Annotated in this window: 20 protein-coding genes and 2 pseudogenes; 13 read left to right on the top strand and 9 right to left on the bottom strand. The window is 73.1% G+C overall.

The annotated features are described in order from the left end of the window. The first annotated feature begins 36 nt into the window (after positions 1–36). Together QCN29_RS33470 and QCN29_RS33475 are read left to right on the top strand one after the other, a co-directional pair. A complete protein-coding gene (locus QCN29_RS33470; protein ID WP_279932883.1) occupies positions 37–957 on the top strand; it encodes an acyl-CoA dehydrogenase family protein in 921 nt (306 codons plus the stop codon). Positions 958–1,303: 346 nt separating this feature from the next. Then, a pseudogene (locus QCN29_RS33475) lies at positions 1,304–1,747 on the top strand (ATP-binding protein); the annotation flags it as partial. Positions 1,748–2,284: 537 nt separating this feature from the next. On the opposite strand, the gene QCN29_RS33480 reads toward QCN29_RS33475, so the two are convergent. Next, positions 2,285–3,211: a cyclase family protein gene (locus tag QCN29_RS33480; protein WP_279932867.1), complete on the bottom strand. Its 927-nt coding sequence runs from the start codon at positions 3,209–3,211 to the stop codon at positions 2,285–2,287. Between the two features lie 127 nt (positions 3,212–3,338). Between QCN29_RS33480 and QCN29_RS33485 the strand changes: the two genes are divergently transcribed. Genes QCN29_RS33485 through QCN29_RS33495 form a run of 3 tightly spaced genes read left to right on the top strand, consistent with a single transcriptional unit; the run spans position 3,339 to position 6,656 of the window. Further along, positions 3,339–4,253, top strand: coding sequence for an SDR family oxidoreductase (locus QCN29_RS33485; RefSeq protein ID WP_279932868.1), 915 nt, complete (start codon positions 3,339–3,341; stop codon positions 4,251–4,253). Positions 4,254–4,272: 19 nt separating this feature from the next. Continuing rightward, positions 4,273–5,586, top strand: a complete 1,314-nt coding sequence (locus QCN29_RS33490) for an acyl-CoA dehydrogenase family protein (RefSeq protein WP_279932869.1) — start codon at positions 4,273–4,275, stop codon at positions 5,584–5,586. A gap of 14 nt (positions 5,587–5,600) precedes the next feature. Continuing rightward, the gene (locus tag QCN29_RS33495; protein WP_279932870.1) at positions 5,601–6,656 is read left to right on the top strand and encodes a Zn-dependent alcohol dehydrogenase; all 1,056 of its coding nucleotides are present in this window, start codon (positions 5,601–5,603) and stop codon (positions 6,654–6,656) included. Here the strand turns inward: QCN29_RS33495 and QCN29_RS37250 are convergent. From QCN29_RS37250 to QCN29_RS33515, 4 genes are all read right to left on the bottom strand, one after another. Beyond that, on the bottom strand, positions 6,646–7,476 hold the full coding sequence (locus QCN29_RS37250) for a flavin reductase family protein (protein ID WP_398860504.1): 831 nt from the start codon (positions 7,474–7,476) through the stop codon (positions 6,646–6,648). The two genes, QCN29_RS33495 and QCN29_RS37250, sit on opposite strands and share 11 nt — an antisense overlap. A 59-nt stretch (positions 7,477–7,535) precedes the next feature. After that, positions 7,536–8,372, bottom strand: coding sequence for an enoyl-CoA hydratase/isomerase family protein (locus QCN29_RS33505; protein ID WP_279932871.1), 837 nt, complete (start codon positions 8,370–8,372; stop codon positions 7,536–7,538). Positions 8,373–8,499: 127 nt separating this feature from the next. Further along, positions 8,500–10,731, bottom strand: a complete 2,232-nt coding sequence (locus QCN29_RS33510; RefSeq protein WP_279932872.1) for an acetate--CoA ligase family protein — start codon at positions 10,729–10,731, stop codon at positions 8,500–8,502. A 122-nt stretch (positions 10,732–10,853) separates the two neighbouring features. After that, on the bottom strand, positions 10,854–12,023 hold the full coding sequence (locus tag QCN29_RS33515) for a flavin-containing monooxygenase (protein ID WP_279932873.1): 1,170 nt from the start codon (positions 12,021–12,023) through the stop codon (positions 10,854–10,856). 149 nt (positions 12,024–12,172) lie between these two features. On the opposite strand from QCN29_RS33515, the gene QCN29_RS33520 reads away from it, so the two are divergent. Beyond that, on the top strand, positions 12,173–12,622 hold the full coding sequence (locus QCN29_RS33520; RefSeq protein ID WP_279932874.1) for a DoxX family protein: 450 nt from the start codon (positions 12,173–12,175) through the stop codon (positions 12,620–12,622). A gap of 20 nt (positions 12,623–12,642) precedes the next feature. Next, a complete protein-coding gene (locus QCN29_RS33525) occupies positions 12,643–13,047 on the top strand; it encodes a Zn-ribbon domain-containing OB-fold protein (RefSeq protein WP_308295527.1) in 405 nt (134 codons plus the stop codon). Positions 13,048–13,084: 37 nt separating this feature from the next. Here the strand turns inward: QCN29_RS33525 and QCN29_RS33530 are convergent, their stop codons facing one another. Beyond that, a complete protein-coding gene (locus tag QCN29_RS33530; RefSeq protein WP_279932875.1) occupies positions 13,085–13,765 on the bottom strand; it encodes a pyridoxine/pyridoxamine 5'-phosphate oxidase in 681 nt (226 codons plus the stop codon). A gap of 177 nt (positions 13,766–13,942) precedes the next feature. On the opposite strand from QCN29_RS33530, the gene QCN29_RS33535 reads away from it, so the two are divergent. Further along, entirely contained in the window at positions 13,943–14,524 is a 582-nt protein-coding gene (locus QCN29_RS33535) for a TetR/AcrR family transcriptional regulator (RefSeq protein ID WP_279932876.1), read from the top strand. A 142-nt stretch (positions 14,525–14,666) separates the two neighbouring features. Here QCN29_RS33535 and QCN29_RS33540 read toward each other — a convergent pair whose 3' ends face one another. Next, positions 14,667–15,512: a calcium-binding protein gene (locus tag QCN29_RS33540; protein WP_279932877.1), complete on the bottom strand. Its 846-nt coding sequence runs from the start codon at positions 15,510–15,512 to the stop codon at positions 14,667–14,669. Between the two features lie 291 nt (positions 15,513–15,803). Here QCN29_RS33540 and QCN29_RS33545 point away from each other — a divergent pair, with 291 nt between their 5' ends. Next, positions 15,804–18,866 carry a helix-turn-helix transcriptional regulator gene (locus QCN29_RS33545; protein ID WP_279932878.1) on the top strand — a complete coding sequence of 1,021 codons (3,063 nt, stop codon included), beginning with the start codon at positions 15,804–15,806 and terminating at the stop codon, positions 18,864–18,866. Between the two features lie 132 nt (positions 18,867–18,998). Here the strand turns inward: QCN29_RS33545 and QCN29_RS33550 are convergent, their stop codons facing one another. Next, positions 18,999–20,189 carry a thiolase C-terminal domain-containing protein gene (locus tag QCN29_RS33550; protein ID WP_279932879.1) on the bottom strand — a complete coding sequence of 397 codons (1,191 nt, stop codon included), beginning with the start codon at positions 20,187–20,189 and terminating at the stop codon, positions 18,999–19,001. A gap of 342 nt (positions 20,190–20,531) precedes the next feature. On the opposite strand from QCN29_RS33550, the gene QCN29_RS33555 reads away from it, so the two are divergent. Together QCN29_RS33555 and QCN29_RS33560 are read left to right on the top strand one after the other, a co-directional pair. Beyond that, on the top strand, positions 20,532–21,782 hold the full coding sequence (locus QCN29_RS33555; protein WP_279932880.1) for an acyl-CoA dehydrogenase family protein: 1,251 nt from the start codon (positions 20,532–20,534) through the stop codon (positions 21,780–21,782). Continuing rightward, the gene (locus tag QCN29_RS33560) at positions 21,779–22,249 is read left to right on the top strand and encodes a nitroreductase family deazaflavin-dependent oxidoreductase (protein ID WP_240139850.1); all 471 of its coding nucleotides are present in this window, start codon (positions 21,779–21,781) and stop codon (positions 22,247–22,249) included. Before QCN29_RS33555 ends, QCN29_RS33560 begins: the two co-directional genes overlap by 4 nt. 199 nt (positions 22,250–22,448) lie before the next feature. Here QCN29_RS33560 and QCN29_RS33565 read toward each other — a convergent pair whose 3' ends face one another. Continuing rightward, a complete protein-coding gene (locus tag QCN29_RS33565) occupies positions 22,449–23,096 on the bottom strand; it encodes a TetR family transcriptional regulator (RefSeq protein WP_240139851.1) in 648 nt (215 codons plus the stop codon). Positions 23,097–23,312: 216 nt separating this feature from the next. Here QCN29_RS33565 and QCN29_RS33570 point away from each other — a divergent pair. Beyond that, positions 23,313–24,086: pseudogene (locus QCN29_RS33570) on the top strand (VOC family protein); the annotation flags it as partial. A gap of 507 nt (positions 24,087–24,593) precedes the next feature. Beyond that, positions 24,594–25,855 (top strand): serine/threonine-protein kinase (locus tag QCN29_RS33575; protein ID WP_279932882.1); only part of this gene is annotated, 1,262 nt, incomplete at its 3' end.

Below are 25,855 nucleotides of genomic sequence, written 5' to 3' on the forward strand. Positions count from 1 at the left end.
GGTGGTGCGGGCGCAGACGGGGCGGCGGGCGGCGGCGTGGACGGTGGTGCGGGCGCAGACGGGGCCGCGGGCGGCGGCGTGGACGGTGGCGCGGGCGGCGCGGGTGGCGGCGCGCCGGACCGGGCGATGTGGCAGGCGCTCACCGAGGCGGGGCTGTTCGCCCTGTGCCGGCCGGCCGGGGACGGCGGCGCGGGACTCGGTCTCCCCGAGGCGGTGCTCCTCTTCGAGCAGGCGGGCCGGGTGCTGCTGCCTGGGCCGCTGGCAGTCACCCATCTCGCGGTGACGCACGGGGCGGCGGCGGACGGGGAAGTGGTCGCGTGCGCGGGGCAGCCCCCCGGGATGGCCGCGTATCTCGCCGGTGCGGACAGGGTGGTGGAGTACGGGGACGGAGGGTGGCGAGACGCTCCGCCGGACTTGTGGAAAGGGGCCGCGCCGGTCCGGTCGGCAGACCCGCTCACGCCCCTGCACCGACTGCCTTCCGGGGCGGGCGCGGCCGCCGGGACCGCCGTCGGCTGGACCGCCGCCGGAACTGCCGCCGTCCGTCGTCGGCCGCCGGGCGACGCGGTGCTGCTGACCGCGGCGGAACAGCTCGGCTCGGCAGCCCGTACGACCGAGGCGGCCGTGGAGTACGCAGGGCAGCGGCAGCAGTTCGGTCGGCCCATCGGCGGTTTCCAGGCGGTCAAGCATCTGTGCGCCGGAATGCTGGTGCGGACCGAGACGGCGCGGGCCGCCGTGTATGCGGCCGCCGTGACCGGGGATTTCCGGGAGGCCGCCGGGGCCAAACTGCTGGCCGACGAGGCTGCTGTGGCCAATGCCCGCGACTGTCTGCAGATCCACGGCGGCATGGGGTTCACCTGGGAGGCGGATGTGCATCTGCACCTCAAGCGCGCCTGGTTGCGGGCGCAGATGTGGCTGGACGCGCGCGAGGCGGAGGAGATCCAGGCTGCGGCGCTGTGAGCGGTCACCGAATGTCGATGCCGGGCCGTGTCCGGGTCGTGTCCTGGAAAGGTCCCCGTAACAGGCCGGAGTCGGCCGGTCGCTCGGGTACCCTCCCTCGGGTGGCAGTGCTTCCTGCGCGGGTCTCCCGCGCGCGACGTGCGCGTCTGTGTTCGACAACCCGACGGAGGGCGTCGCACAGTATGCCCTACGCGTACTCCTTCGCGCTGGAATATGCCCGAAGCGCTTGTTCCAGTGACTTTACGTCAACCATGCTGTCAGCCAAGGGAGTCACGTTCCGTGACTCCGCGAGAGCCCCTTGTCGAGGCGCGAGGCGATGCGTCCGCCGGTTCGGATGGTGTGAGCGGTGCAGGTGCTTCAGGTGCAGTTGGAGGTCGGGCCCGATCCCGCGGAGGTGGGCCGGGCCCGGAGATGGGCCCGTTCGCGGCTCGCCGGGTCAGGGATAGGGGAGGACGAGCCGCTCGCCCAAACGCTGATTCTGCTGATCTCGGAGCTCGTCACCAACGCCGTCGTGCACACCGGCTGTCCGGCGGTGCTGCGGATGCTGTTCGGCGGCTGCGCGGCAGGGGCCGGGACCGGGCGCGCGGGCAGCGGCGCCGGCACGGTGCGGGTGGAGGTCAGCGACGCCAGCGCCCGCCCGCCGCTGCCTCGGCACGCCGACGGCGAGGACACCAGCGGCCGCGGACTCGAACTGGTCGACGGCCTCGCCGACCGGTGGGGCTGGCGGCTGGAGAGCGTGGGCAAGTCCATCTGGTGCGAGGTCGACAGAACGGCCCCTGCCGTCCCCTCCGCGCCCGAGGCCCCCGCCGTCTCGTCGGCGACTTCGGTCTCCCCGCTCTCCGCTGCCTCTCCGGTGCCTCCCGTGTCTTCGGCGTCCGCGATCAGGCCCGAGGTCGGTCCCGGCGCGGAGACCTCCGATGCCGTCGGGGCCAGGGGGGCGCGCGGTATGGAGGCGTATGCGCCGTCCCGCGCCGTTACCCATCGGTCATAAGGGGTAGATCCCCAAAGCCCTGTTGACGGAACGTGGCACTCTGATCACCCTTGGATGGGCGATTCGCTGTGAGGGGACGCCGAGGGCGCGGTGGGGGCCGGCCCTCGACGATGCGGCACGCCATGGCGGACGGGTGGCGGGCGACGTGCCGTGCTCGGGGCGCGCATGTGGAGCGCCGCCACCCGACCCGTCGCACTGTCCCTCCGGCGGCCGCACGGCGGCTCACGGCTTCGTGAGTCACCCCTCCCCGGCCCACGACTTCGTGAGTCACCCCTCCCCCGGCCCACGGCTTCCTGGGTCACCCCCGGCTCGCGGCTTCGTGAGTCACCCACCGGCTCACAGCACCGCCACGGGCGCCACGGGCCCACCGGTCCCGCCGAGGAACGGCTCGGGCGTCGCGCAGAGCAGAAACGCGTGACTCCGCTCCTCTGCACAGGCTGTGGACAACTCCTCCAGATTCCAGTTCTGGCCCTGCGGCATGCCCATCTCGACCAGATGGAGAGCGTGCACCGGCATCCAGAGGTCGGCGACCTCCGGCGGGAAGATCTCAAACGTGAGGGTGTCGTTGGCCACGGCCGCGACATCGCGAGCGTGGAACCACTCCGGCGTACGGATCGACAGTCCGGGGGACGGGTGCCCGTAACCGCGCCGGTCCCCGCTCAGTGCGAGCCGGATCTGCCCCGTCCGTACGAGGACGATGTCGCCGGCCTCGACCCGTACGCCGGCGAACTCCGCGGCCTCGTCGAGATCCTCCGGCGTGACGGCGTGGTCTCCGGGCAGCCGGTCTGCTCCCTTGGCCCGGGCCACGTCGAGCAGCACCCCGCGGGAGACGACATGACGCACCGTGTGGATCCCGCTGAAGCGGGCGCGGGTGTGCGGGGTGATCGAGTCGGCGGGCCGGCCGTTGTAGATGCGGCCCGAATGGGAGACATGGGGCAGCGCATCCCAGTGGGTGGCCGCTTGCAGTCCCATGGTCACGGCGTCATCGCTGGTGGCGACCGTGCCGGGGCCGAACAGCTCCTGGTTGATTTGCACCATGGTGTGCAGGGGGTTGACCCGGCCGGGTATGAGGCCGGACTGGATTCCGTCCTGGTGCAGGGGCAGCGCCAGCGGCACCCGGCGGCCCCGGTGGACCACTCCGGCCGCGGCGCGGACCTTTGCCTCGGTGATCAGGTTGAGCGTGCCGATCTCGTCGCTCTCACCCCAGCGGCCCCAGTTGTTAACGCGCTTGGCGATGTCGTGGAACGCGGTCGGCAGTGACATACGGCCTCCTGGGGCTTGTGCTGCCATAACTGACGAGCCATAAAATCTAACGGTCCGTCAGATAGCCGGGAAGGCGTCCGGGCGTCCGGAAGACGTCCGGGGAGGCGTCCGGGAAAGGGGTCGTGGCGTGGGGAACTTCTTGGCAGGCAAGGTCATCGCCGTCACCGGGGCGGGACGAGGCATCGGCCGCGCCGTCGCCCTCGCCTGTGCGGCCGAGGGCGCGCGGGTCGTCGTCAACGACTACGGGGTGTCCGTCGCGGGCGCGGAGCCGACGAGCCAGGTCGCCCGGTCCGTGGTCGAGGAGATAGAGGCCGCGGGCGGCTCGGCGCGCGCGGCGGCCGACGACGTCTCTGCCATGGCGGGCGGCCAGCGCATCGTCGACATCGCACTCGCCGAGTACGGGCGGCTCGACGGAGTCGTCTGCGTGGCCGGAATCCTGCGTGAGCGGATGCTGTTCAACATGACCGAGGAGGAGTGGGACCCGGTCGTCGCCACCCATCTGAAGGGGACGTTCACCGTCTTCCGCGCCGCCTCCGCGGTGATGCGCCGACAGGGATCGGGCACGCTGATCGGCTTTACCAGCGGCAACCACCAGGGCAGCGTGGCGCAGGCCAACTACTCCGCCGCCAAGGGCGGCGTCATCTCCCTGGTGCGCAGCGCCGCGCTCGGGCTGCACAAGTACGGGGTGACCGCCAACGCGGTGGCGCCCGTCGCGCGGACCCGGATGTCAGCGAACGTGCCGATGGAGCTCAAGGAGATCGGCGAGCCGGAGGACGTTGCCGCACTCGTCGTCTACCTCCTCTCCGAACAGGCCAGGGACGCCGGTGTCACGGGCCAGGTCTACACCGTCGCCGGCCCCAAGATCGCGGTCTGGGCCCAGCCGAGGGAGCTGCGGGCGGCGTATGCGGAGGGGGCCCCCTGGACCCCGCAGCGCATCGCGGCCGTGCTGCCCGACAGCGTCGGCGTCGACCCCATGCCGATGCTGGCGCATCTCGCCGACATGGCCGCGGCGGCGGACCGGGGCGACCGCCCGAACACCTGACCAAGGAGGCCTGCCGCCCATGGACTTCGCCTTCCCCCCGGAGGACACCGCCTTCCGCCGGGACGCCCGTGCCTGGCTCACCGCACGTCTGCCCCCCGGCGCGCCGCTCCCCGACCCCCGCGCCTGGGAGCGGGAGCTCGGCCGCGCGGGCTGGATCGGCCTCGGCTGGCCCGCGGGCGAGGCGGAGTACGGCAACCGCCGAGCCACCCTCACCCAGCAGGTCGTATGGGCCGAGGAGTACGCCCGCTCCCGCGCCCCCGCCCGTATCGGCCATATCGGCGAGAACCTCCTCGCGCCCACCCTCCTCGCTTTCGGCACACCCGCCCAGCGGGACCGGTTCCTTCCCCCCATCGCCCGCGGTGAGGAGCTGTGGTGCCAGGGTTACAGCGAACCCGGCGCGGGCTCGGACCTCGCCTCCCTCCGCACCGCCGCGACCGCCGTACGCGACACGGCTGCCCGGGACACGGCTGCCCGGGACACGACGGCCGGGGATGCGGCTGCCCGGGACATGGCGGCCGGGGATGCGGCTGCCGACCGCCCGTCCGCGCATCGCCCGACCACGCACCGCCCGACCACGTACCGTTCGACGACGCACCGCCCGACCACGTACCGCATCACCGGCCAGAAGATCTGGACCTCGCTCGCCCTGGACGCCGACTGGTGCTTCGTCCTCGCCCGCACCACGCCCGGCTCGCGGCGTCACCACGGCCTGTCGTTCCTGCTGGTGCCGATGGACCAGCCGGGACGCATCGAGGTACGGCCCATCCGGCAGATGACGGGGGACGCCGACTTCAGCGAGGTGTTCTTCGACGGCGCGCACGCGTCCGCAGACCATCTCGTCGGCGGTGAGGGCAACGGCTGGCGCGTCGCCATGGGCCTGCTCGCCCTGGAGCGCGGCGTCTCCACCCTCGCCCAGCAGATCGGCTTCGCCGAGGAGCTCGCCCGGGTCGTGGGCGCGGCCGTCCGCAGCGGCACGGCCGCGCGCGACCCGGTGCTCCGGGACCGGCTCGTGCGTCAGTGGGCCGAGCTGCGCACCATGCGCTGGAACGCCCTTCGCACACTCGGCGGGCCGTCGGACCCCGGAGCGCCCAGCGTCGCCAAGCTCCTGTGGGGCGGTTGGCGTCAGCGGCTCGGCGAGCTCGCCATGGCGGTCCGCGGGCCCGCCGCGGCCGCCGGGCCCGTCGACTGGAGCCGGGAGCGGCCGTACGAACTCGACGCCCTGCAAAGCCTGTTCCTGTTCAGCCGGGCCGACACGATCTACGGCGGCTCGGACGAGATCCAGCGCACGATCATCGCCGAGCGGGTGCTCGGCCTGCCGAGAGAGCCCAGGTGATCAGGATGAACCGGATGAGAGGCGTCGTTTTCGACGGCAGGAGGCCGGCCGTGGTCGATGATCTGGAGGTGCGCGCGCCGGGCCCCGGCGAGGTCCTGGTCTCCGTCGTGGCCGCCGGGCTCTGCCACAGCGATCTGTCGGTCGTCGACGGCACGATTCCGTTCCCCGTGCCCGTCGTCCTGGGCCACGAGGGCGCGGGCGTGGTCGAGGCGGTCGGCGCGGGCGTCTCGCATGTCGTGCCGGGCGATCATGTGTCCCTGTCCACCCTGGCGAACTGCGGCGTCTGCGCGGACTGCGACCGAGGCCGCCCGACGATGTGCCGCAGGGCGATCGGCCGGCCCGGTCGGCCGTTCTCCCGCGGGGGCGAGCCGCTGTACCAGTTCGCCGCCAACTCCGCCTTCGCCGAGCGGACCGTGGTCAGGGCCGTGCAGGCGGTGAAGATCCCCGACGATGTGCCGTTCACCTCGGCGGCGCTGATCGGCTGCGGGGTGCTGACGGGGGTCGGGGCCGTACTCAACCGGGCGCGGGTCGGCCGCGGGGAGGCCGTCGTCGTCATCGGCGCCGGCGGCATCGGGCTCAACGTACTCCAGGGCGCCCGGCTCGCGGGCGCGTGGCCGATCGTGGCCGTCGACTCCAACCCGGGCAAGGAGTCGGCTGCCCTGAGCTTCGGGGCCACGCACTTCCTGCCCTCCGCCGACGGCGTACGGGACATCCTGCCGACCGGCGCGGACCACGTCTTCGAATGCGTGGGCCACACCGGACTGGTCCGGCAGGCGGTCGACCTGCTCGACCGGCGCGGCCAGGCGGTGCTGCTGGGCATGCCCGCGGCGACGGCGGAGGCGACGTTCGCACCGGCCGCGCTGTTCCTGGACAAGGCGATCCTGGGCTGCCGTTACGGCTCCTCCCGGCCGCAGCACGACATCGCGCTCTACGCGGAGCTGTACCGGCGGGGGCAGCTCCTGCTGGACGAGCTGGTCACCGAGACCTACCCGGTCGAGGACTTCGCGAAGGCAGTGGACGACGCACGGGCGGGCCGGGTGGCCCGGGGCGTGCTCACCTTCAGCCGCTGAACCGGCCGAACCGTCCGCGGTGGAAGAGCAGCGGCGAGACCTCGCCCTCACCGCCGGCGCCCTCACCGCCAGCGGCCTCACCGCCGGCGGCCTCGCTCTCGCCCTCGCCCTCGCTCTCGCCCTCGCTCTCGCCCTCGCACCCGCCCTCGCCCCCGCGGCCGCCCGCCGCGTCGAGGGCGCGGACCCGTCCGACGACGATCAGATGGTCGCCGCCCGTGTGCACCGCCTGGACCGTGCAGTCGATCCAGGCGGGTACGCCCGCCAGCCGCGGCGACCCGGTGGCGGGGGCCGCGTCCCACTCCACGCCCGCGAACTTGTCCGCGCCGCTCACCGCGAAGCCGCGGCACAGGGCGGCCTGGTGCGCCCCCAGGACGTTGACGCAGAAGGAGCCGGCGCGGGCGATGCGAGGCCAGGTGGCCGACGTGCGGCCGACCATGAAGGCGACCAGCGGCGGGTCGAGGGAGAGGGAGGCGAACGACTGGCAGGCGAAGCCTGCCGGGCCGTCCGCGTCGAGCGCGGCCACGACCGTCACGCCCGTCGCGAAGTGTCCGAGCACGCGGCGGAATTCGGCGGGGTCGAGCGGCGCGCGCTCGTCGTCGCGTACGGCGCGCAGGTCGGGGCGCGGCAAGGCGTCGTACGCCGGCCGCCGGTCGGCGGCGCCTGTGGCCCCGGCAGCCCCGGAAGTCCCAGCAGCCCTGGTGGCCCCGGAAGTCCCGGCAGCTCCGGCGGCCCCCGCGGCCTCGGTGACATTGGCGGCCTCGGCGGCCCCGGCGGTCGTGCCACCCGCTGATCTGAGGTATCGGACGGCGGCGGCCGCCATCCCCGCATGTCCCATCACACGGCCCATTGAATCTGACTATCCATCAGATAGGAACCCCGTCACCGCCCCCGATACAGCGGCATGCGGCGCTCCGTGAAGCTGCGCACCCCCTCGGAGGCGTCCTGCGTCGTCATATTGATCTCCTGCGCGGCCGCCTCGGCGGCGAAGGCGACGCCGCGGTCCACATCGAGGGAGGCGTTGACGAGCTGCTTGGTCAGTGCGAGCGTGCGCGTGGGCCCGGCGGCCAGCCGCTCCGCCCAGGCGCGGGCGGTCTTCGCCAGCTCCGCGTCCGGCACCACCCGGTTGACCAGGCCCAGCCGCTCCGCCTCGGCCGCCGGCAGCGCGTCGCCGAAGAACATCAGCTCCTTGGCGCGCTGCGGCCCCACGAGCCGCGGCAGCAGATACGCCCCGCCGCCGTCCGGGACGAGCCCGCGGCGCACGAACACCTCCATGAACGCCGCCGATTCCGCGGCCAGCACCAGATCGCAGGCGAGGGCGAGATGCGCGCCGAGCCCGGCGGCGGTGCCGTTGACGGCCGCGACGACCGGCTTCTCGCAGTCCAGCACGGCGGCGACGAGTCGCTGCGCCCCCAGCCGGATGGTGCGCGCCACGTCTCCGGCGATTCTCTGCCCGCCCCGCCGCTCTCCGGGCCGCGCGGGCCCGCGCAGATCCGCCCCTGCGCAGAACCCCCTGCCGACGGCGCCGATCACCACCGCGCGGACGTCCGGGGCCGCGGATGCGGCGTCGAGCAGGTCGATGAGGCGTTCTCGCTGGTCCCAGGTGAGGGCGTTCAGGGCGGAGGGCCGGTTGAGGGTGATGTGCGAGACGCCGTTGTCAGTGCTGTGCAGTATCAATGACTCAACGGGCTCAGCGGACTCTTCGGGGGAGGACGTCATGGTCAGGCTGCTCCGTCTCGTACGTCGGGTGTCACGGATGCCGCGCGCCGTGCGTGTGCCGTTCAAGTCCCCTGCGGTGTACGTGTACGTGTACGTGTTCGAGGGCGTCGGCCCGCCCGCGCCGCGCTCACCGGCAGACCGCGAGCGCGTCCAGCGCCACCGCGCCCTGCCCGCGCTCCAGCACCATCAGCGGGTTGACGTCCAGCTCGGCCAGCTCGTCGCCCAGTTCGAGCGCCATCCGCTGGACCCGCAGCACCACCTCCACCAGCGCGTCCACATCGGCCGGCGGCCCTTTGCGGACGCCCTCCAGCAGCGCGTGGCCGCGCAGTTCGCGGAGCATGCCGCGCGCCTGGTCCTCGCCGAAGGGCGGCACCCGCACGGCCGTGTCGTGCAGCACCTCGACCAGGACGCCCCCGAGACCCACCGTCACCGTCGGCCCGAAGAGGGCGTCCGGGGAGACTCCGACGACCATCTCGACGCCCCGCCCGACCATCTGGCAGACGAGGACGCCGTCCAGGTCGATGCCTTCGCAGCGGGCGATGTCGGTCAGCTCGCGATAGGCGTCCCGCACCTGGCTGGCCGAGGTCAGCCCGATCTTGACCAGGCCGAGTTCGGTCTTGTGCGCGAGCTGGGGGGCGGAGGCCTTCATCACGACCGGGTAGCCCACCAGGCCGGCGGCGCGCACCGCCGCTGCGGCGCTGGTCACCAACTGCTCGCGCGGCACCCTGATGCCGTAGGCGCGCAGCAGCTGCTTCGCCGCGTGCTCGCTGAGCTGTGTGCCCGGCTGCATCAGCGCCTGCGCCTTGCGGTAGGAGGGCGAGGGCGTGCGCGGAGCCTCGTCGAAGGGGGAGAGGTAGCGGCTGGTGAAGCGCCGGTGCTCCAGATGGGCGCGGACGGCGGTGATGCAGTTGGCGAAGGTGCGGAAGGTGGCCACGCGCGACGAGCCGAGCAGCGTCGTGCGGTACGCCTCCTCGGTTCCCACCGGAGACCCCCACACCACGCAGACCAGCTTGTCCGTGGTCTCCGCCGCCGCCGCCAGGTCCTGGGCCAGTCTGTCGCTCATCGGCGGGAAGGGTCCGGTGATGGGGCAGATCAGCACCCCGACGGACGGGTCCGCCAGTATCGCGTCGATGATCTTCCGGCCGCGCCAGTCGCCGACCGGGTGGCCGCCGTTGTCGACCGGGTTGGCCACGCTCAGATAGCCGGGTATCCACTGGTGCAGCTCGGCCTGCCGGGCCTCGGACAGCCGGGGCAGCGTCAGCCCGGCCGCCGTCGCCAGGTCGGCGAAGTGCGCGCCCGTGCCGCCCGAGATCGAATAGACGGCCACACCGTCGGCGACGGGCCTGCGGGCCCGCGCCAGCAGGGCGGCGGTGTCCTGGAGTTCGTCGAGGCCGTCCACGCGGATCACCCCGTACTGCCGCATCGCAGCGTCCACCACCTGGTCCGCGCCGGTCAGTTTCCCGGTGTGGGAGGCCGCGGTCCGGGCCCCGGCGTCGGTGCGGCCCACCTTCACGGCGACGATCGGCACCCCGCGCCGTGCGGCCCGGTCGGCGGCGAGCAGAAAGGAGCGTCCGTCCTTGAGCCCCTCGACATAGCAGGCGATGGCCCCGACTTCCGGCCGCTCGGCGAAGTACGAGATGAAGTCGGCGGTCTCCAGATCGGCCTCGTTGCCCGTGGGCGCCCAGTGGGAGAGCCGTATCCCCAGCTCCTGCAGGGCGAAGACGGGCCGGCCCTGGTGGCCTGACTGTGTGACCAGGGCGATCGCCGGGCCGCTCAGGTCGTCGCGGAACGTCTCGAAGGCGTTGAGATTGGTGTTGGGGCCCAGCAGCCGCAGCCCTGAGCGCGCCACGGCCGCGGTCAGCCGCGCCTGGGCAGCCGCGCCCGCCGCCCCGGTCTCGGCGTAGCCGGAGGCGAACGCCACCGCGAATCCGGCCTTCGCCTCGCCGAGTTCCTCGATCACCGGGAGGGGGTCGCCGACCAGCAGGACCGCGAGGTCCACCTGCTCGGGAAGCTCGCGGACGGAGGACACGCAGTCGATGCCGAAGACGGAGGCGCGGTCCGGGTGCACGGGGTACAGGCGGGCTCCGACACGCTCGGCCCATCCGATGAGCTGCCGGGTGATGCCGGCGTTCGGCCGTCCTTCGGCGTCCGAGGCGCCCACGACGGCGACGGAGGAAGGAGAGAAGAACCGGTCAAGATCGGGCACGGGGGCGTACAAGGGCCGTCCGCTGACGTCGAGGTCCCCTTGGGAGGCGCGTGCCGCGGCCGTGTCGTGGACGGCGCTGCGGGGCTCCTCCCCACAGGCCACCACCCGGGCGCGGAGACCGGAGGTGAGGGTGCCGTGAGTTGATCCAAGCATCGCTGAGCCCCGCTCCTGCTCGTAACCGACAAAGCTGACGCATAGTCAGATTACTGAAGAGGCAACTTGCAGGGGAACCGTTGTGCGCGGGCTCTGCGGAGTACGGGAGCCCGAAGCGGCGCTCAGCGGCCGGCGTCGAGGGCCTTGGCGATCCGGCGGGCGTCCAGTGCCATTTCGCGGAGCATGCCGCTGATCGGGTTGGTGAAGCCGGTGAAGTGCAGGCCCGGGGCCTTGGGGTGGGCGCGGGCCCCGCGCGCCAGCGGCCTGCCCCGCTCGTCCAGGACGCCGAGGTGGCCGACCAGCGGTTCGAGAGCGCGCCGATAGCCGGTGGCCGCGATGATCGCGTCCGGGGAGAGCAGGGTCCCGTCCGCCAGGACGGCCTTGCCGTCGTCGAACGACTCGAGCGCCGCGACCGGTTCGACTCCGCCGCTGCGCACCGCGTCGATCAGGCCGACGTCCTGGACCGGGATCGCGCCGTCCTTGACGCGGCTGTAGAGGCCCGTGTCGGGGCGGGGCATGCCGTGTTCTGCCAGGTCCGGGACGGACAGCCTGCGCATGACCTCACCGGCCTTGTCCACGAGCCAGACCGGCAGCCTGCGCACCAGGATGCCGGTGCGCTGGGCGGGCCAGCCTGCCGTGGAGCGGCGCACGATGTGCGGAGCGGTGCGTACCGCCAGTCGCACGCGCGCCGCGCCGCCCTCGGCCAGGTCGACGGCGATCTCCGCGCCGGTGTTGCCGACGCCGACGACGAGTACGTCCTTGCCCTCGTACGGAGCGGGGTTGCGGTAGTCGCGTGCGTGCCGCAGATCGCCCCGGAAGGTGTCGCGGCCGGGCCAGTCGGGCAGCCGGGGGGTGTGGTTGTAGCCGGTGGCCACCACGACGGCACGGCCGGTGAGCTGGCGTCCGCCGGTGGCGTACAGCAGCCAGTCGGCGCCGGCGGGCTCGATGCGGGAGACCTCGACTCCGGTGACTATCTCCAGTTCGTGGAACTCCGCGTACTTCTCCAGATAGCGCACCACGTCGTCGCGGGCCACCCAGCGCCCGAACTGCCGGGGTACGGCCAGGCCGGGGAGCGCGGAGAGCCTGCGGGTGGTGTGCAGGTGCAGCCGGTCGTAGTGGCCGCGCCAGGATGCGCCGACGGCGTCGGACTTCTCCAGCACCACCGCCCGCACGCCCCGCTTCCGCAGCGCCGCCGCCGCCGAGAGGCCGCCCGGGCCGCCGCCGATGACATAGACGGGCCGGTCGTTGGTGCGGGAGAGGTCCGGAGGGGCGGGGAGCTGGTGGTCGGCCATGGACGGTGAGCGTAATCGTCCGATTACGCGATGGGTCTCGGTCGGATGAGGGAATCGGTTGCAAATCGATCACATTGACGGCTCTCTTGCGCGCCGTATGCGCCTTCCGGTGAACTGACGGGGCGTCAGTTCGCAGAGGAGGCGTATCGATGCAGACCATATGGCTCACCGGCGCAGAGTGGCTCGCCGTGCTCCGTATAGGGCTCGGGCTGTGGTGGCTGGAGAGCTGGCGGCACAAGGACAGGAAGGGCTGGTTCGAACGCGGCGCCGGCATCGCCTGGGCCGCGGATGTGGCGGCGAAGCACCGCTGGGCGGCGGTCAGAACCGGCTTCGACAAGGTCGTCGCACCCCGCCCCAGAGCCATGGCGTATGTCGTCGTCTACGCGGAGCTCGCCCTGGGGCTCGGTCTGGTCGGCGGGTTTCTCACACCCGTCGCACTGATCGGCGGCCTGGTGCTCAATCTGCTCTATCTCACCCTGATGATCCACGACTGGGCCGAACAGGGGCAGAACGCCATGATGGCGCTGATCTCGCTGGTCGCCCTCTTCGCCGTGTCCTGGCAGACCTGGTCCCTCGACAGCGCGCTCGGACTCTTCTGATGCCCCCGCGGACCCCCGGCATGCCCGGGAGCGACATCCCGGAGGCCGACGACTTCACCCGCCCCTACTGGCAGGCCGCCGCGGAGGGGCGGCTGCTGGTGCGCCGCTGCCGGGCGTGCGCGCGGGCCCACCACTACCCGCGCGAGTTCTGCCCGCACTGCTGGAGCGAGGACGTCGGGTGGGAGCGGGCGAGCGGCCGGGCCACGCTCTACACCTGGTCGGTCGTGCACCGCAATGACCTTCCCCCGTTCGGTGAGCGCGTCCCGTACACCGCGGCCGTCGTCGACCTCGCCGAGGGCCCGCGGATGATGACCGAGGTGGTGGACTGCCCGGAGGCGGAGCTGCGCGTCGGGATGGCGCTCAGTGCGGACTTCCGGCGGACCGGCGACCCCGTATGGGCCGTCCCCGTCTTCCGCCCGGCCTGACGGGGCGCGGCAGCTGGCTCCGCCGCCAGGCCGGGACTCACGGCCACAGCAGCTCCGTCTCCCACGCGCCCGGCGCGCCGTCCCCGCGCCGGCGGCGGTAGCGCAGCCGTACATGGCGGCGCATGGCGTCCCCCTGGAAGAACTCCGCCTCGTACGGGTCGAGGGCGTAACGCGTCCAGGTCGGCGCCGGCGCGTCCGGCTCCGCCTGTGCGCGCCGCCAGGCCGCCTCGGAGGCCGCCGCCAGCTCCCCGAGCGACCCCAGGGCCTCGCTCTGGCGCCCCGTCAGCGCCGCGGCCAGCGCACCCGTGGACCGTGCGTGCAGATCGGCCTGGCTCTCGTCCGACGCGGCCGCGCTCACCCGCCCCCGGATACGGATCTGCCGTCCCTGAGCCGCCCAGTAGAACCCGAGTGCGGCCTCCGGGCGGGCCGCCAGCTGCCGGCCCTTCACGCTCGTCGAGTGGGAGGCGAAGTGCCACCCGCGCTCGTCCGCGTCATGCAGCATCACGATGCGCACGTCGGGACGGCCCTGCTCGTCCACGGTGGCCAGGCTCATGGTGTGCGGCTCGGTCTGCCCCGCCGCCACGGCCTCGGCGAACCACCGGTGGAACAACGGCAGCGGCGCGTCCGGCGCGGTCTGCGGATCGAACTCCGGCAGATCGGTGTCCCAGACCCGTTGTGTGCGCAGCAGCGCACGGAAGGTGTCGTTCATGGCGCACATCCAACACCCGCACCGTACTACTACGATCGCAGTGGTATCGCGGGCGGCCGGAAGTACGGACACATCACACGGCACCCGGAACACGGCACCCGGAACACAGCACCCGGAACACGGCACCTGGCACACGGAACACGGCACCTGGCACATGTCACACGGAACAAGGAGCGGGCGGAACGTATGCGGCAGAACCTGGCCCGGCGTGCGGCGCTGGTGGACGCGGCCATCAAGGTGCTGGCGAGCGAGGGCGCACGCGGACTGACGTTCCGCGCCGTCGACGCCGCCGCCGAGGTCCCCAAGGGTACCGCCTCCAACTACTTCGCCAACCGCGACGACCTCCTCAACCAGGCCGGCGCCCGGATCTACGAGCGGCTGCACCCCGACGACGCGACCCTGGAGGCGATGCGAAACGGCCCCCTCACCCGCGAGCACACCGCTCAGCTCGTCGGTGATGTGGTCGCCCGGGTCTCCGCCTTCCGCACCGGCTATCTCGCCCTCCTCGAACTCCGCCTGGAGGCCACCCGCCGCCCCGAACTGCGCGCGCTGCTCACCGCCCGCGTCCGCGACGACGTCCGCTTCAACGTCGACCAGCACCTCGCCGCCGGGCTCCCCGGCGACGCCACGGCGGTCAAACTGCTCTACCTCGCGGCCAACTGGCTGATCGTGGAGCGACTCACGCTGCCGGGCGTCTTCGACGAAGCCGAAGCCGCACGCCTCGTCACCGAACTGGTCGAGCGTCTCCTCCCGCAGGCCCCGGCCTGAGCGCTCCGCGCGAAACGCCGCGATCGGCCGCCGGGCGTGTGCGGGCAGGTGAACTCGGTGGCAGGCGCAACGAGTGGGATGGGGGAGGCGGACGCACCCCGGTGCCCGGGCGCGCGAAGCGCCCGGGCACCGGGGTGGCTCATCAGACCCCGGGAGAAATAAGGGTGATCTCAATCTCGCAGTTGCGCCGGTCCTCAATCCAGTAGGAGCACCGGTCCTTTGATCCGCCCCCGTCACCGAAGTCGCGCGACGCTTCGGAGCTCTCGATCAGGGTGTCCCTGTCCCCGTTCCCGTAGAGCCTGTCGCTGCCGGAGCCACCGTCGAGGCGGTCGGGACCGTCGCCGCCGTAGAGGATGTCGTCGCCCGGGTCGCCGTTGATGTTGTCCGGGCCCCCGTTGCCGATGACCGTGTCATCGCCGGAGCCGCCCCCGAGAGCGTCCGCGCCCCCATGGCCGCGGATGTAGTCGTTCCCGGTGCTGCCGTAGATGTCGTCGGCCCCGTCGTTGCCGTGCAGCCAGTCGTGGCCCGACCCCCCGTCGAGGTAGTCGTCCCCGGCCTTGCCTTGGATCAGGTCGTTGCCGCCCCGGCCGAAGATCTGGTCGTCGCCGTCGTTGCCGTACAGCTGGTCGTCGCCGCTGCCGCCGCTGATGGAGTCGCGCCCGGCCTCGCCCTTCACCCAGAGGTCGCCGCCGCCCCGGCCGGTGAAGGTGTCGTTCCCGTCCCCGAGGCATACGGTGTGGTTGCCGGAGCCGCCCAGGATCACGGTGTCGTTGCCCTTGCCGGCCGACACCACCAGCGGCCGGTCGGAGTTCATCTCGATGTGGTCGTCGCCGTTCGTGCTCGGGACGTTGACGGCCTTCCCGTTACAGGTCTGCGACGGGGCCGCGGACGCGGTCGGCGCTCCCGTGCCGAACAGCGAGGCGGTGATGACCGCGACGGTCAGTGCCCCGCCCGTGGCCACCCAAGCATGCCTGCGCAGGCCCTTCATGTCATTCCTCTCTTTTGGTCAGACGCGATCTGTGACAACCGCGCTGTGCGTTGACCCGGATCAGCCTGCTGTGCCCGGCAGTTCGGCGGTATCCGTGCCAGCACGTACACGACGGAGTGCGGACCTGACCGCCGGGACCGCTGGGGCGGGCGATAGATTCGGCGCTGTCCACAGGTCGGCGTCTCTGCCCACGCCCCGTCCCACGGTGGCCCGGGGGATCCGAACCGGGCACGACACGACCCGCGCATGACAGACGCATACGGCATGCGCGTGACAGGAGGACAAGGGCCGATGACCGGTGCTGACGGGGAGCCGCCGCCCCTTGCTGCGACCGTTCCCGACCCGCCGTACGACGCCCCGGCAACCGGCCCGCTGCTGGGTCGCCGTCCGGAGCTGATATCGCTCGGCCGCGCTCTGCAGACGATGGCCGACGGCCGGTTCCAGGTGCTGGAGGTGACCGGCGAGCCGGGCATCGGGAAGACCCGCCTGCTGGAGGAGGCGGGTGGCCGGGCACGGCGGCGCGGCCACCTGGTACTCACCGGCCGGGCCACCGAGTTCGAGCACGATCTGCCGCTCGCCCTGGTCATCGACGCCCTGGACGACCATCTCGCCCTCGACCCGGCGGTGCTTGACCGGCTCGGTCCGGAAGCCGATCACCTCGTCGAGGTGTTTCCCGGGCTGCGCAAGGCCGCACGTGCCCCCAGTGGGGACAGCTCCGGGCCGGGCAACGAGACGGGCGTGCCGGGCGGCCCGGGCCGTTACCGCTTCCACCGGGCCGTCAGGTCGCTGCTCGAGGTGCTGGCCGGACCTTCGGGGCTGGTGCTCCTGCTCGACGACGTCCACTGGGCCGACCCGGCCTCGCTCGACCTGCTCGACCATCTGCTGCGTCGTCCGCCGTCCGGCGGGGTGCTGCTGGGTCTGGCCTACCGGCCGAGGCAGGTGGCGGCGCGGCTGACCTCGGTGACGGCCGGGCTGCCCACCGGGCAGGCTCGGCGGCTGGATGTGAAGCCGCTCACCCGGGCCGAAGCGGGCGAGCTCTTGGGCGGCGGGGTGGACGCGGCCCGGCAGGAGCGCATCTACCGGCTCAGCGGCGGTAACCCGCTGTACCTGCACGCACTGCGGAACGGCGACCTTCTGCCCGGCGCCGGCGCCGAGACCGGGGCTGCGGCCGGCTCCGAGGGAGTGCGGGGCGGCTCCACGGCGTGGACGCCGGAGGAGCTGGACCTGGACGCCGCCGTCCCGGCGGCGGTCCGCGCCGCCCTCGCCACCGAGCTGGAGAGCGCGCCCGGCACCGCGCAGCTGGTGGCGATGGCGGCGGCCGTCGCGGGCGGCGAGTTCGACCCGGCGCTGGTCGCCGCGGTGGCGCAGACCCCGCGGGCGCAGGTGCTGGCGGCGGTGGACGACCTGGTCGCACGGGATCTGGTACGGCCGGTCCCGGCCAGCGGGCGGTTCCGGTTCCGGCATCCGCTCGTGCGGCAGGTGGCCTACGCCGCCGCGCGGGCCGGCTGGCGGCTGGCGGCCCATGCCCGGGCAGGCAGCCACCTGCAGAAGGTCGGCGCACCTGCCGAGACGCAGGCACACCATGTGGCCCGTTCCGCTGACCTGGGGGACGTGGACGCCGCCGCCACCCTGGTCCGGGCGGCCCGCGCGGTGGCGGCGCAGGCGCCGGCCACGGCCGTGGACTGGCTGCACACCGCGCTGTCGATCCTGCCCGACAGCGGCGACACGCAGCTGCCGAACGCGCTTGACGTCGGGTCACGGCTGGACCTGCTCGGCGAACTCGCGCACTGCCAGGAGCTGAGCGGAAATCCGCGGGAAAGCCGCGGCACGCTGCGGACCGTGATGCGGCTGCTCCCGCCCGGCGACCACGCCCAGCGGGCTCGGACGGTCGGCCGGTGCGCCACCCTCGAACGCCTGCTGGGCGGGCACGCCGAAGCAAGGGCGCTGCTGCGGGCCGAGCTGTCCCGGCAGCCGGACCCCGCATCGCTCCCGGCCTCCCGGCTGCGGATCCAGCTCGCGCTGTACACGCTGGGGCAGGGCGACTTCGCGACGGCCCACGACCTGTTGAACCAGGTCGCCACCACCCACGAGGAGCACGCAGTCGTGCCGGCGCTCGCCGCCGGCCTGCGGGCGTTCGCCGCCGGGCCGTCATCCCGGGACACGGCCGGCGCCCCGGCGTTCCCGGACGTTGCGGCGGGCCTGATCGACGAGGTGTCCGACGCCACGATCGCCGCGCAGATCGAGAGCTTCACCTGGCTGTGCTTCACCGAGATGTACCTCGGTCACCACGGCAGCGCGCTGCGGCACTTCACCCGGTGCGCGCGGGTCGCCACCGAGGCCGGACTCCACCACATGCTGCCGTACATCCTCGGCGGAACGGCCTCCGTCCAGGGGTGGCTGGGCGATCTCCGCAAGGCGGCGGCCACCGCGGAGGAGGCCGTAGCGACGGCCCGCATGCTCGGCGCGGCCGAACCACTGGCCATGGCGCTCTCCGACCAGTCCTGGGTGCTGTGCAGGACGGGGGCGTCCCGGGAAGCCGTCGAGATCGCCGAACAGGCGCTCGCGGCCGCCGACGCCCACGACGGGGGAGGCAGGATCATGGCGCAGACCACGCTGGCCCTCGCCCAGATGGCCACGGGCGACGTAGACGCCGGACACCTCCGCCTACTGGACCCCTGCGGCGGCCCCGACCTGCCGCTGCTGAGCCCCGCGAACCGGCTCACCGGCTTCAGCCTCATGGCCGAAGCCGAAGCCGGACGCTCGAACGCAGCCCAGGCCCGCTACTGGAGTACGCAGGCGGAGCGGCTCGCCGACACCTCCACCGACCTGGGGGCTGGCCTGACGCTGCTGACGCGCGCGTACGCGCTGAGCGTCGACACCCCCGCCGACGCCGCCAGATGCGCCGTGGACGCGGCGCTGGCACTGGCACGGGCCGGGACACACCACGAGGCCGGACGCGCACACATGCTCGCGGGCTCCTGCCATGCCGCGCTCGGCCAGCGCGCCGCGGCCCTGGCCGAGCTGCGGGTGGCAGCGGAAACGCTGTCGCGTTGCGGCGCGGAGCGGCAGTACGCGCGAGCGGCCCGGCTCCAGCGGCAGCTGGGAGCGCGGGTCGCGGCGAAGAACACCCGCCAGCACGGCACCACCCACGGCCTGTCCCGCCGGGAGGCAGAGGTGGCGGGGCTGCTGTGTGCGGGGCGCACCAACCAGGAGATCGCCGAGCAACTGGTGCTCAGCGTGCGAACCGTGGAGACCCATGTGTCGCGCATCTACGCGAAGCTCAACGTCACTTCACGCGCCGCGGCCGTCAGCCTGCTTTCCCAGGCCGATTTCAAGGTCGACCATCTGGGCTGATCGTTACCTGATATCCGGATCGGCTGCGGCTGCCTCATTGCCTTCTCTATTCGCTAGAACACCCCCTGACGAGCAACGGGAAGGCGCGGGGGGCATCCGGCATGCGGCTCCGCCGCGTGGCCCCGCGCAGTCTCAGTCCCGGCCCAGGACCACCGTCCCCGAGGAGCAGAACCAGCCCCCCGTCCCCGACGCCAGTGCCAGTCGGGGCAGCGTTCCGTCGGGGCGGCAGACCTGGTGGTCGCCTGCCTCGCCGCGGAGTTGGCGGGCGGCCTCGACCAGGAGGAAGAGGCCCCGCATGCCGGGGTGGCAGGCGGATAGGCCCCCGCCGTCGGTGTTCACCGGGAGGTCGCCGTCGTGCAGCAGGCGGCCCTGTGCGGCGTCGACGAAGGGCCCGCCCTCGCCCTTGGCGCAGAAGCCCAGGTCCTCCAGGGTCACGAGGGTCATATAGGTGAAGGCGTCGTAGATCTCGGCGATGTCGATGTCGGCCGGGGCCACGCCCGCGCGGGCGAAGGCGAGGGGACCGGAGACCGCCGCCGGGGAGACGGTGAAGTCCTGCCATTCGGACATCGTCGTGTGGGAGACGTGCTCGCCAGCGCCGAGGATCCAGACCGGGGGCTTCGCGGTGTCGGGGACGTACTCCTCGGCCGCGATGACCACCGCGCAGCCGCCGTCGCTTCGGATGCAGCAGTGCAGCTTGGTGAAGGGGTCGGCGATGAGCGGACCGGACAGGACGTCGTCGACGGTGATCGGTTCGCGGAACATCGCGTCCGGGTTCCGGCTCGCGTTCGCCCGCGTCTGGACGGCGACCGAGGCTAGCTGCTCCAGGGTGGTGCCGTACTGGTGCATATGGCGGCGGGCGGCCATCGCGTACTTGGCGACGAGCGTATGCCCGTACGGGGCCTCGAACTGGAGCGGGCCCCGGCCGCAGAAGGAGAGGCCCGCGGTGCGGCGGCCCGCCTTGATGTCGGCGCGGGCCGTTGAGCCGTAGACCAGGAGCACGGCGCGGGCGCGCCCCGCGGCGACGGCGTCGGCGGCGTGGGCCGCCATCACCTCCCACGTGGCCCCGCCGACGGATGTGGAGTCCACCCAGGTGGGCCGCAGCCCCAGATACTCGGCGACCTCCGCCGGGGCGAGCGTGCCCAGCCCGGCCGAGCAGAGGCCGTCGACGAGTGAGCGGTCGAGACCGGAGTCGGCGAGGGCGCGGCGTGCGGCCTGGGCGTGCAGGGCGTACGGGGTGAGGTCGTCGATCCGGCCGCAGTCGGAGAGGGATATGCCGACGACGGCGGCTCTGCGACCCTGTCGCGGCAGCGCGGTGGAGGACATGTATCTGACGGTACATCAGATACCGCGAACCGTGCGGAGCCGTCGCCCTGTTCGCCGTGCGGCGGCGGGCGTCGGCGGTCGCCTCGTCGAGGTGGCGGGCCCCGGTCGGGTGGCTGAGGTGGCGGGCCCGGTTGGCTGGCTGAGGTGGCGGGCCCCCGGTCGGCTCGTCGAGGTGGCAGGCCCTGGTCGGCTCGCCGGCCCGATTGGGGTCCATGGGCCGCGCCGCCGCCCGGCCCGGTGGGGACTGGTGACTTCCCAGTCCCTCCGGCCTAATATGACGGTCCGTCAGACGGGGGTCTCCGTGCCTCCGGGAGGAATCCGCCTCCGGGGAGGAGCCCGCCGATGGACGCCGCCTTCACCGCCGAGCAGCAGGAGATCCGCCGGACCCTGCGCGATCTGCTCGGCAAACGCTCCGGCCCCGACGGCGTCCGGGCGGCCGTCGCCGCCGACTGCGGCTACGACGCCGAACTGTGGACGCTGCTCTCCGCACGGCTCGGGCTCCCCGGGCTCGCCCTGCCCGCCGCATACGGAGGCGTGGGCTGCGGCCTGATGGAGCTGGCGCTCGCCTGCGAGGAGACCGGACGGGTGCTGCTGCCCTCCCCGCTCTTCGCGACCGCCGGTCTCGCCGCCCCGCTGATCGCGGCTCTCGGCGACGAGGCGCAGCGGCGGACGCTGCTGCCCCGTATCGCCGACTCCTCGCTGACCTGCGCGCTCGCCGTGTCCGGCGGCGCTCTGACCCGGGCGCTCGCGCTGACCGGCGACAACGCGGTGGGGGAGTGGGCCGGCGGCGGCCGGGCCGGGGGCGTGCAGGCCCGGCGGGGCGTCGGAGACACGAGGGCCTGGCGGCTGTACGGGGAGGCGGACCAGGTCCTGGACGGCCACAGCGCACAACTGCTGCTCGTCGCGGCGCACACGGGCGGCTACGCCCGCGGCCGAACCCTCCTCTTCCTTGTGCGGGGGGACGCCGCGGGACTGTCCAGGACCCGCCGGACGGCCCTGGACGAGACCCGCCCGCAGGCCCGTGTCCAGCTGCGTGACACTCCCGCGGAACTGCTGGGAGATCAGGGGGACCAGGGGGACCAGGGGGAGCCACGGGACGAGGGCGCGGCGGACGCGGTGGCCGCCGCCCTCGCCGAGACCGGGCGCGGCGCCGCGGCGCTGCTCGCGGCCGAGGCGGCGGGAGCGGCCGGCTGCGCCCTGGACCGCACGGTGGCGTACGTACGCACCCGGGAGCAGTTCGGGCGTCCGGTCGGCTCCTTCCAGGCGGTCAAGCACCGGCTCGCCGATGTGCATGTGCAGGTGCAGGCGGCCCGCTCGGCGGCGTACTACGCGGCATGGGATCCGGCTCAGGCCGGCCCGCTGGCCCTCGCACAGGGGCTCGAGGCCCTGCGGAGGGCCGCGGCGGAGGCCGTGCAGCTGCACGGCGGCATCGGCTTCACCTGGGAGCACGAAGCGCATCTGTACGTCAAACGGGCGGCCGCCGACGAGCTGATGTTTGGCCCCGTGCATCTGCTCAGGGCGCGGGCGGCGGATCAGGCGGGGCTGTTCGAGCCGGACGCGGCGGACGCGGCGGACGGGGAGGCGGCGGCATGAAGGCGGGGGTGCGGCTGGTGCAGAGGGCCTCCTCGACCCGGATCTTTGTGAAGATCGCGCCGTATGTCTTCCCCGCGGTGGACCGCGCGGTCCACCGGATCACGCGCGGCCGGGTGCTGCCGAGCGCGCGGCTGCTGCCCGGAACCGTCCTCACCTCGCGCGGGGCCAGGACCGGACGGCCGCGGACGGTGCCGCTCGCCTGTCTGCACCGTGCGACGGGGGAGTGGATTCTGGTCGGCTCCAACTTCGGCCGCCCGGGGCATCCGGCATGGAGCGCCAATCTCCTCAGGCATCCGGAGGCGGAGATCAGCTGGCGCGGTGAGACGATCCCGGTCCGGGCCCGGCTGCTGGACGGGGCGGAGCGGGCGGAGGCATGGTGCGCGGTGCTGGAGTTCTGGCCGCCGTATGCGACGTACCAGTCGAGGGTGGAGCGCGAGATCCGGCTCTTCAGCCTCACCCGCCGCTGAGGCCGCAACAAGCCGCATGAGCTGCTGCGGGCGGGCTGCGGGCCGGCTGCACGCGGGCAGCATATGGGCTGCGAGGACAAGGCTGCTGCACGGGGCCCTGAAGACAGGAGCGCCGACGGCGGTGGGCCGGAAACCGGCGCCGGCCCGCCGTCGGCGTGACAGGACCCGTGACAAGGCAGCGGGGGGCAGCCCCCGGGCGTTACTTCGTCGGCTTCTTCCCGGTGATGCCCAGGTGGACCAAGAGCGCCAGATTCGGGCGGAGTTCCGCCTGCTTGACGCCCCAGGTCGTGAAGCCCTTCTGGTGCGATGCCACCGCGGCGAGCATCGCCACCAGCGCCCCGGCCATCGCGGCCGCGCTGACGTCCTTGTCGACCCTGCCCTTGGCCTGGAGCTCCTTCACCGCGTCCGTAAGGGAGTTGGTGACGGAGTTCAGGATCTTCATGCGGATCTTGTAGAAGCGTTTGTCGCCCTCGGCCGCGCCCAGGTCCACCACGCGGAGGATCGCGTCATGCCGACGCCAGAAGTCGAGGAACCCCTCGACCAGGTCCTCCGAGGTCTGCCAGCCGGCCTTGCCGATCCAGGAGCGGCCCGCGACCAGATCGGTCAACCCCGCCCCCTCTTTGGCCATTTCCTCCGCGATCTCGAGGACAGCGCCCTCGACGTCGGGGAAGTACTGGTAGAACGTCGCGGGTGAGGTGCCCGCCTTCCGGGCGACGTCGATGACCTTGACGTCCCGGTACGGCGAGGAGCTGAGCATCTCGCTGAGGCAGTCGAGCAGCTTCTGCCGCGTCGCCTGGCCGCGTCGCCCGGCCACTCGGCCGTCGACGGTGCGTACTTGTCCTGTCATGCCGTCAGCTTACCGAGGGGTGATCTGCGCGCGATTCGGCCGACTGCAAATGGGGTGTGGGGTACACCGCACGTCCTCGGGGGGTTGCACTCCGTGTGCGATCGCGCGTTCGAAGGCTCGGGTGTCGCCGGGTTGCGTGTGAACTGCGGTGCGTGTGATGCGCCGTTAACTTGAGGTGAGGAGGGCCGTACCGCTGGCTTTCGAAGGGAACGGGCCATGGCCGCATTCGCAGAGGGCATGCCGTGCTGGGTGGACGCATCCCTCCCCGATGTGGAGGCGGGCAAGCGCTTCTACGGCGAACTGTTCGGCTGGACCTTCACCGAGGGCGACGCCCCCGGCCGACGCTCTGCCGTCGCCCTCAGCGACGGCAGACGGGTGGCCGCCCTCACCGCCAAACGGGACGGCCGGATGCCCACCGAATGGGGTGTCTCCTTCGCGGCCGCCGACGCCGCCGCCCTCGCCCGCAGGATCCAGGCCGCCGGAGGCCAGGTGATCATCTCTCCGGTCCCGCTGGGCACGGCCGCGGTCACCGCCCTCTGCGCGGACCCCGGCGGCGCGGTCTTCGGGCTCTGGCAGGAGCTGGAGCGCCCCGGCTTCGAGAAGCAGGGCATGCCCGGGTCCTTCTGCTGGGCCGAGGTCTACACCCGCGACAAGGAGCATGTCGATCCCTTCTACGAGTCGGTCTTCGGCTTCCAGGGCACAGATCTGGAGGCCGACGACGACGGAGGCGGAGTCGACTACCGGCTGTGGTCGCCGGCCGGGAAGGAACCGGGCGAGGAGACCGCGATCGGCGGCCGCAGTGTGATCACGGAGGCCTTTCCGGCTGCCATGCCGGGACACTTCCTCGTCTACTTCACCGTTGCGGACTGCGACGAGACGGCGCGCTCGCTCGTGCGGCTCGGCGGCCGGGTGCAGGCGGAGCCGTTCGACACCGCGTACGGCCGTATCGCCGTGCTCGTCGACGACCAGGGCGCGACCTTCGCCGTACTGGCCGAGCCCCGGGCCGCGGAGCCCGAGGCCGCGGAGCCCGAGGCGGCGGAGCCCGAGGACGCCGGGGGCGGACGGGACGCGTCCGGGGAGGACGAGTCCGACGTCCGGGAGCGCGATGCCCGTGAGCCTGAATCACGGGAGCCCGACACCCCGAAGCGCGACACTCCGCAGCGTGACACTCCGAAGCGCGATGCCCCGAAGCGCGATGCCCGGGAGTCCGGCACCCCGAAGCGCGACACCCCGAAGCGCGATGTCGAGGCGTCCGGCGACCGGGAGTCCGGGAGCGCGGAGAAGGGGACGGCGAAGCCCGAATCTGCCTGATACAGCCTGCCATGTCCCAATACCAGGTGAGACACCCCGATCCGGCCCCGGGTTCGCAACCGTCGCCCAAGACAGGAAGAATCAGGGTGCGCACCGCTGGAGGGTCTCGGTGGTGAGACGCTGCACGGGGCTGGAAGAGACGGGCTCCTTATCGCTGGGCCCGTACGGGGAGGTGGCAGGCAACTGATGGAGCAGCTGACACAGCACGATCCGAGACGGATCGGCCCGTTCGAGGTGCTCGGCAGGCTCGGCGCCGGAGGCATGGGACTGGTCTATCTCGCACGGTCGGCGTCGGGCCGGCGGGTGGCGATCAAGACCGTCCGCACCGAGCTCGCCGAGGACCAGCTGTTCCGCGTCCGCTTCACCCGCGAGGTGGAGGCGGCACGCGCGGTGAGCGGCTTCTACACCGCGGCCGTGGTGGACGCCGACCCGCGGGCCGCGGTGCCCTGGCTGGCCACCGCCTATGTGCCCGCGCCCTCCCTCGAGGAGATAATGCACGAGTGCGGGCCGCTGCCCGCGCCGGCCGTACGCTGGCTGGCCGCCGGAATCGCCGAGGCGCTCCAGTCCATCCACGGCGCCGGCCTGGTCCACCGGGACCTCAAGCCGTCGAATGTGCTGGTGGTCGAGGACGGTCCGCGCGTCATCGACTTCGGCATCGCGTCCGGCGTCTCCAACACCCGGCTCACCATGACCAACGTGGCTGTGGGCACCCCGGCGTATATGTCGCCCGAGCAGGCTCGCGACTCACGCAGCGTGACCGGCGCGAGCGATGTGTTCTCCCTCGGCTCCACCCTGGTTTTCGCGGCGACCGGGCATGCGCCCTTCCACGGCGCCAACCCCGTCGAGACCGTGTTCATGCTGCTGCGCGAGGGGCCCGACCTGGAGGGGCTGCCCGACGAGCTGCGGCCGCTCATCGAGTCCTGTATGCAGATGGAGGCCGGGCGGCGGCCCACGCCCGAGGACCTCCAGGCGCAGCTCGCGCCCCACCTCTTCGCCTCGGGCGACGACAGCGGCTCCGCGTCGGCCTGGCTGCCGCCGAGGGCCACCGCGATGATCGAGGCCCGGCGCGGCGGCGGACGCTCCTCGTCCGCGCACGCAGCCGCGGGGCAGGCCCCCGGCGGCGTCCCCGGCGGCCGTACGCCCCAGAGGCCCCGAGGGGCCGACCGCTCCGCCCCCGCCGCACCGCCCCCTCCGTCCGCCCCGCCCGCGCCACCGCGGCCCCACGCCACACCCGACTGGGCGGCGTCCGCGCAGCCCCGGGCCCGGCACGGGGAGGACCCGCGCACCGCGGGGGCCGCCGCCGTCGCCGACGGCGGTCCCGTACGTCTCGCGGGCTCCAAGGTGCCGATCGGGCCGGGGCTGCGTGCGGCCGAGGCCGGGGCGCACGGCGCGGCCGTCGGCGCGGGACCGGCGACCGGCTGGGTCAGGCCGCCCGCGGGGCTGCCCGC

Source organism: Streptomyces chengmaiensis, from assembly GCF_029846775.1.
GTDB lineage: Bacteria > Actinomycetota > Actinomycetes > Streptomycetales > Streptomycetaceae > Streptomyces > Streptomyces chengmaiensis.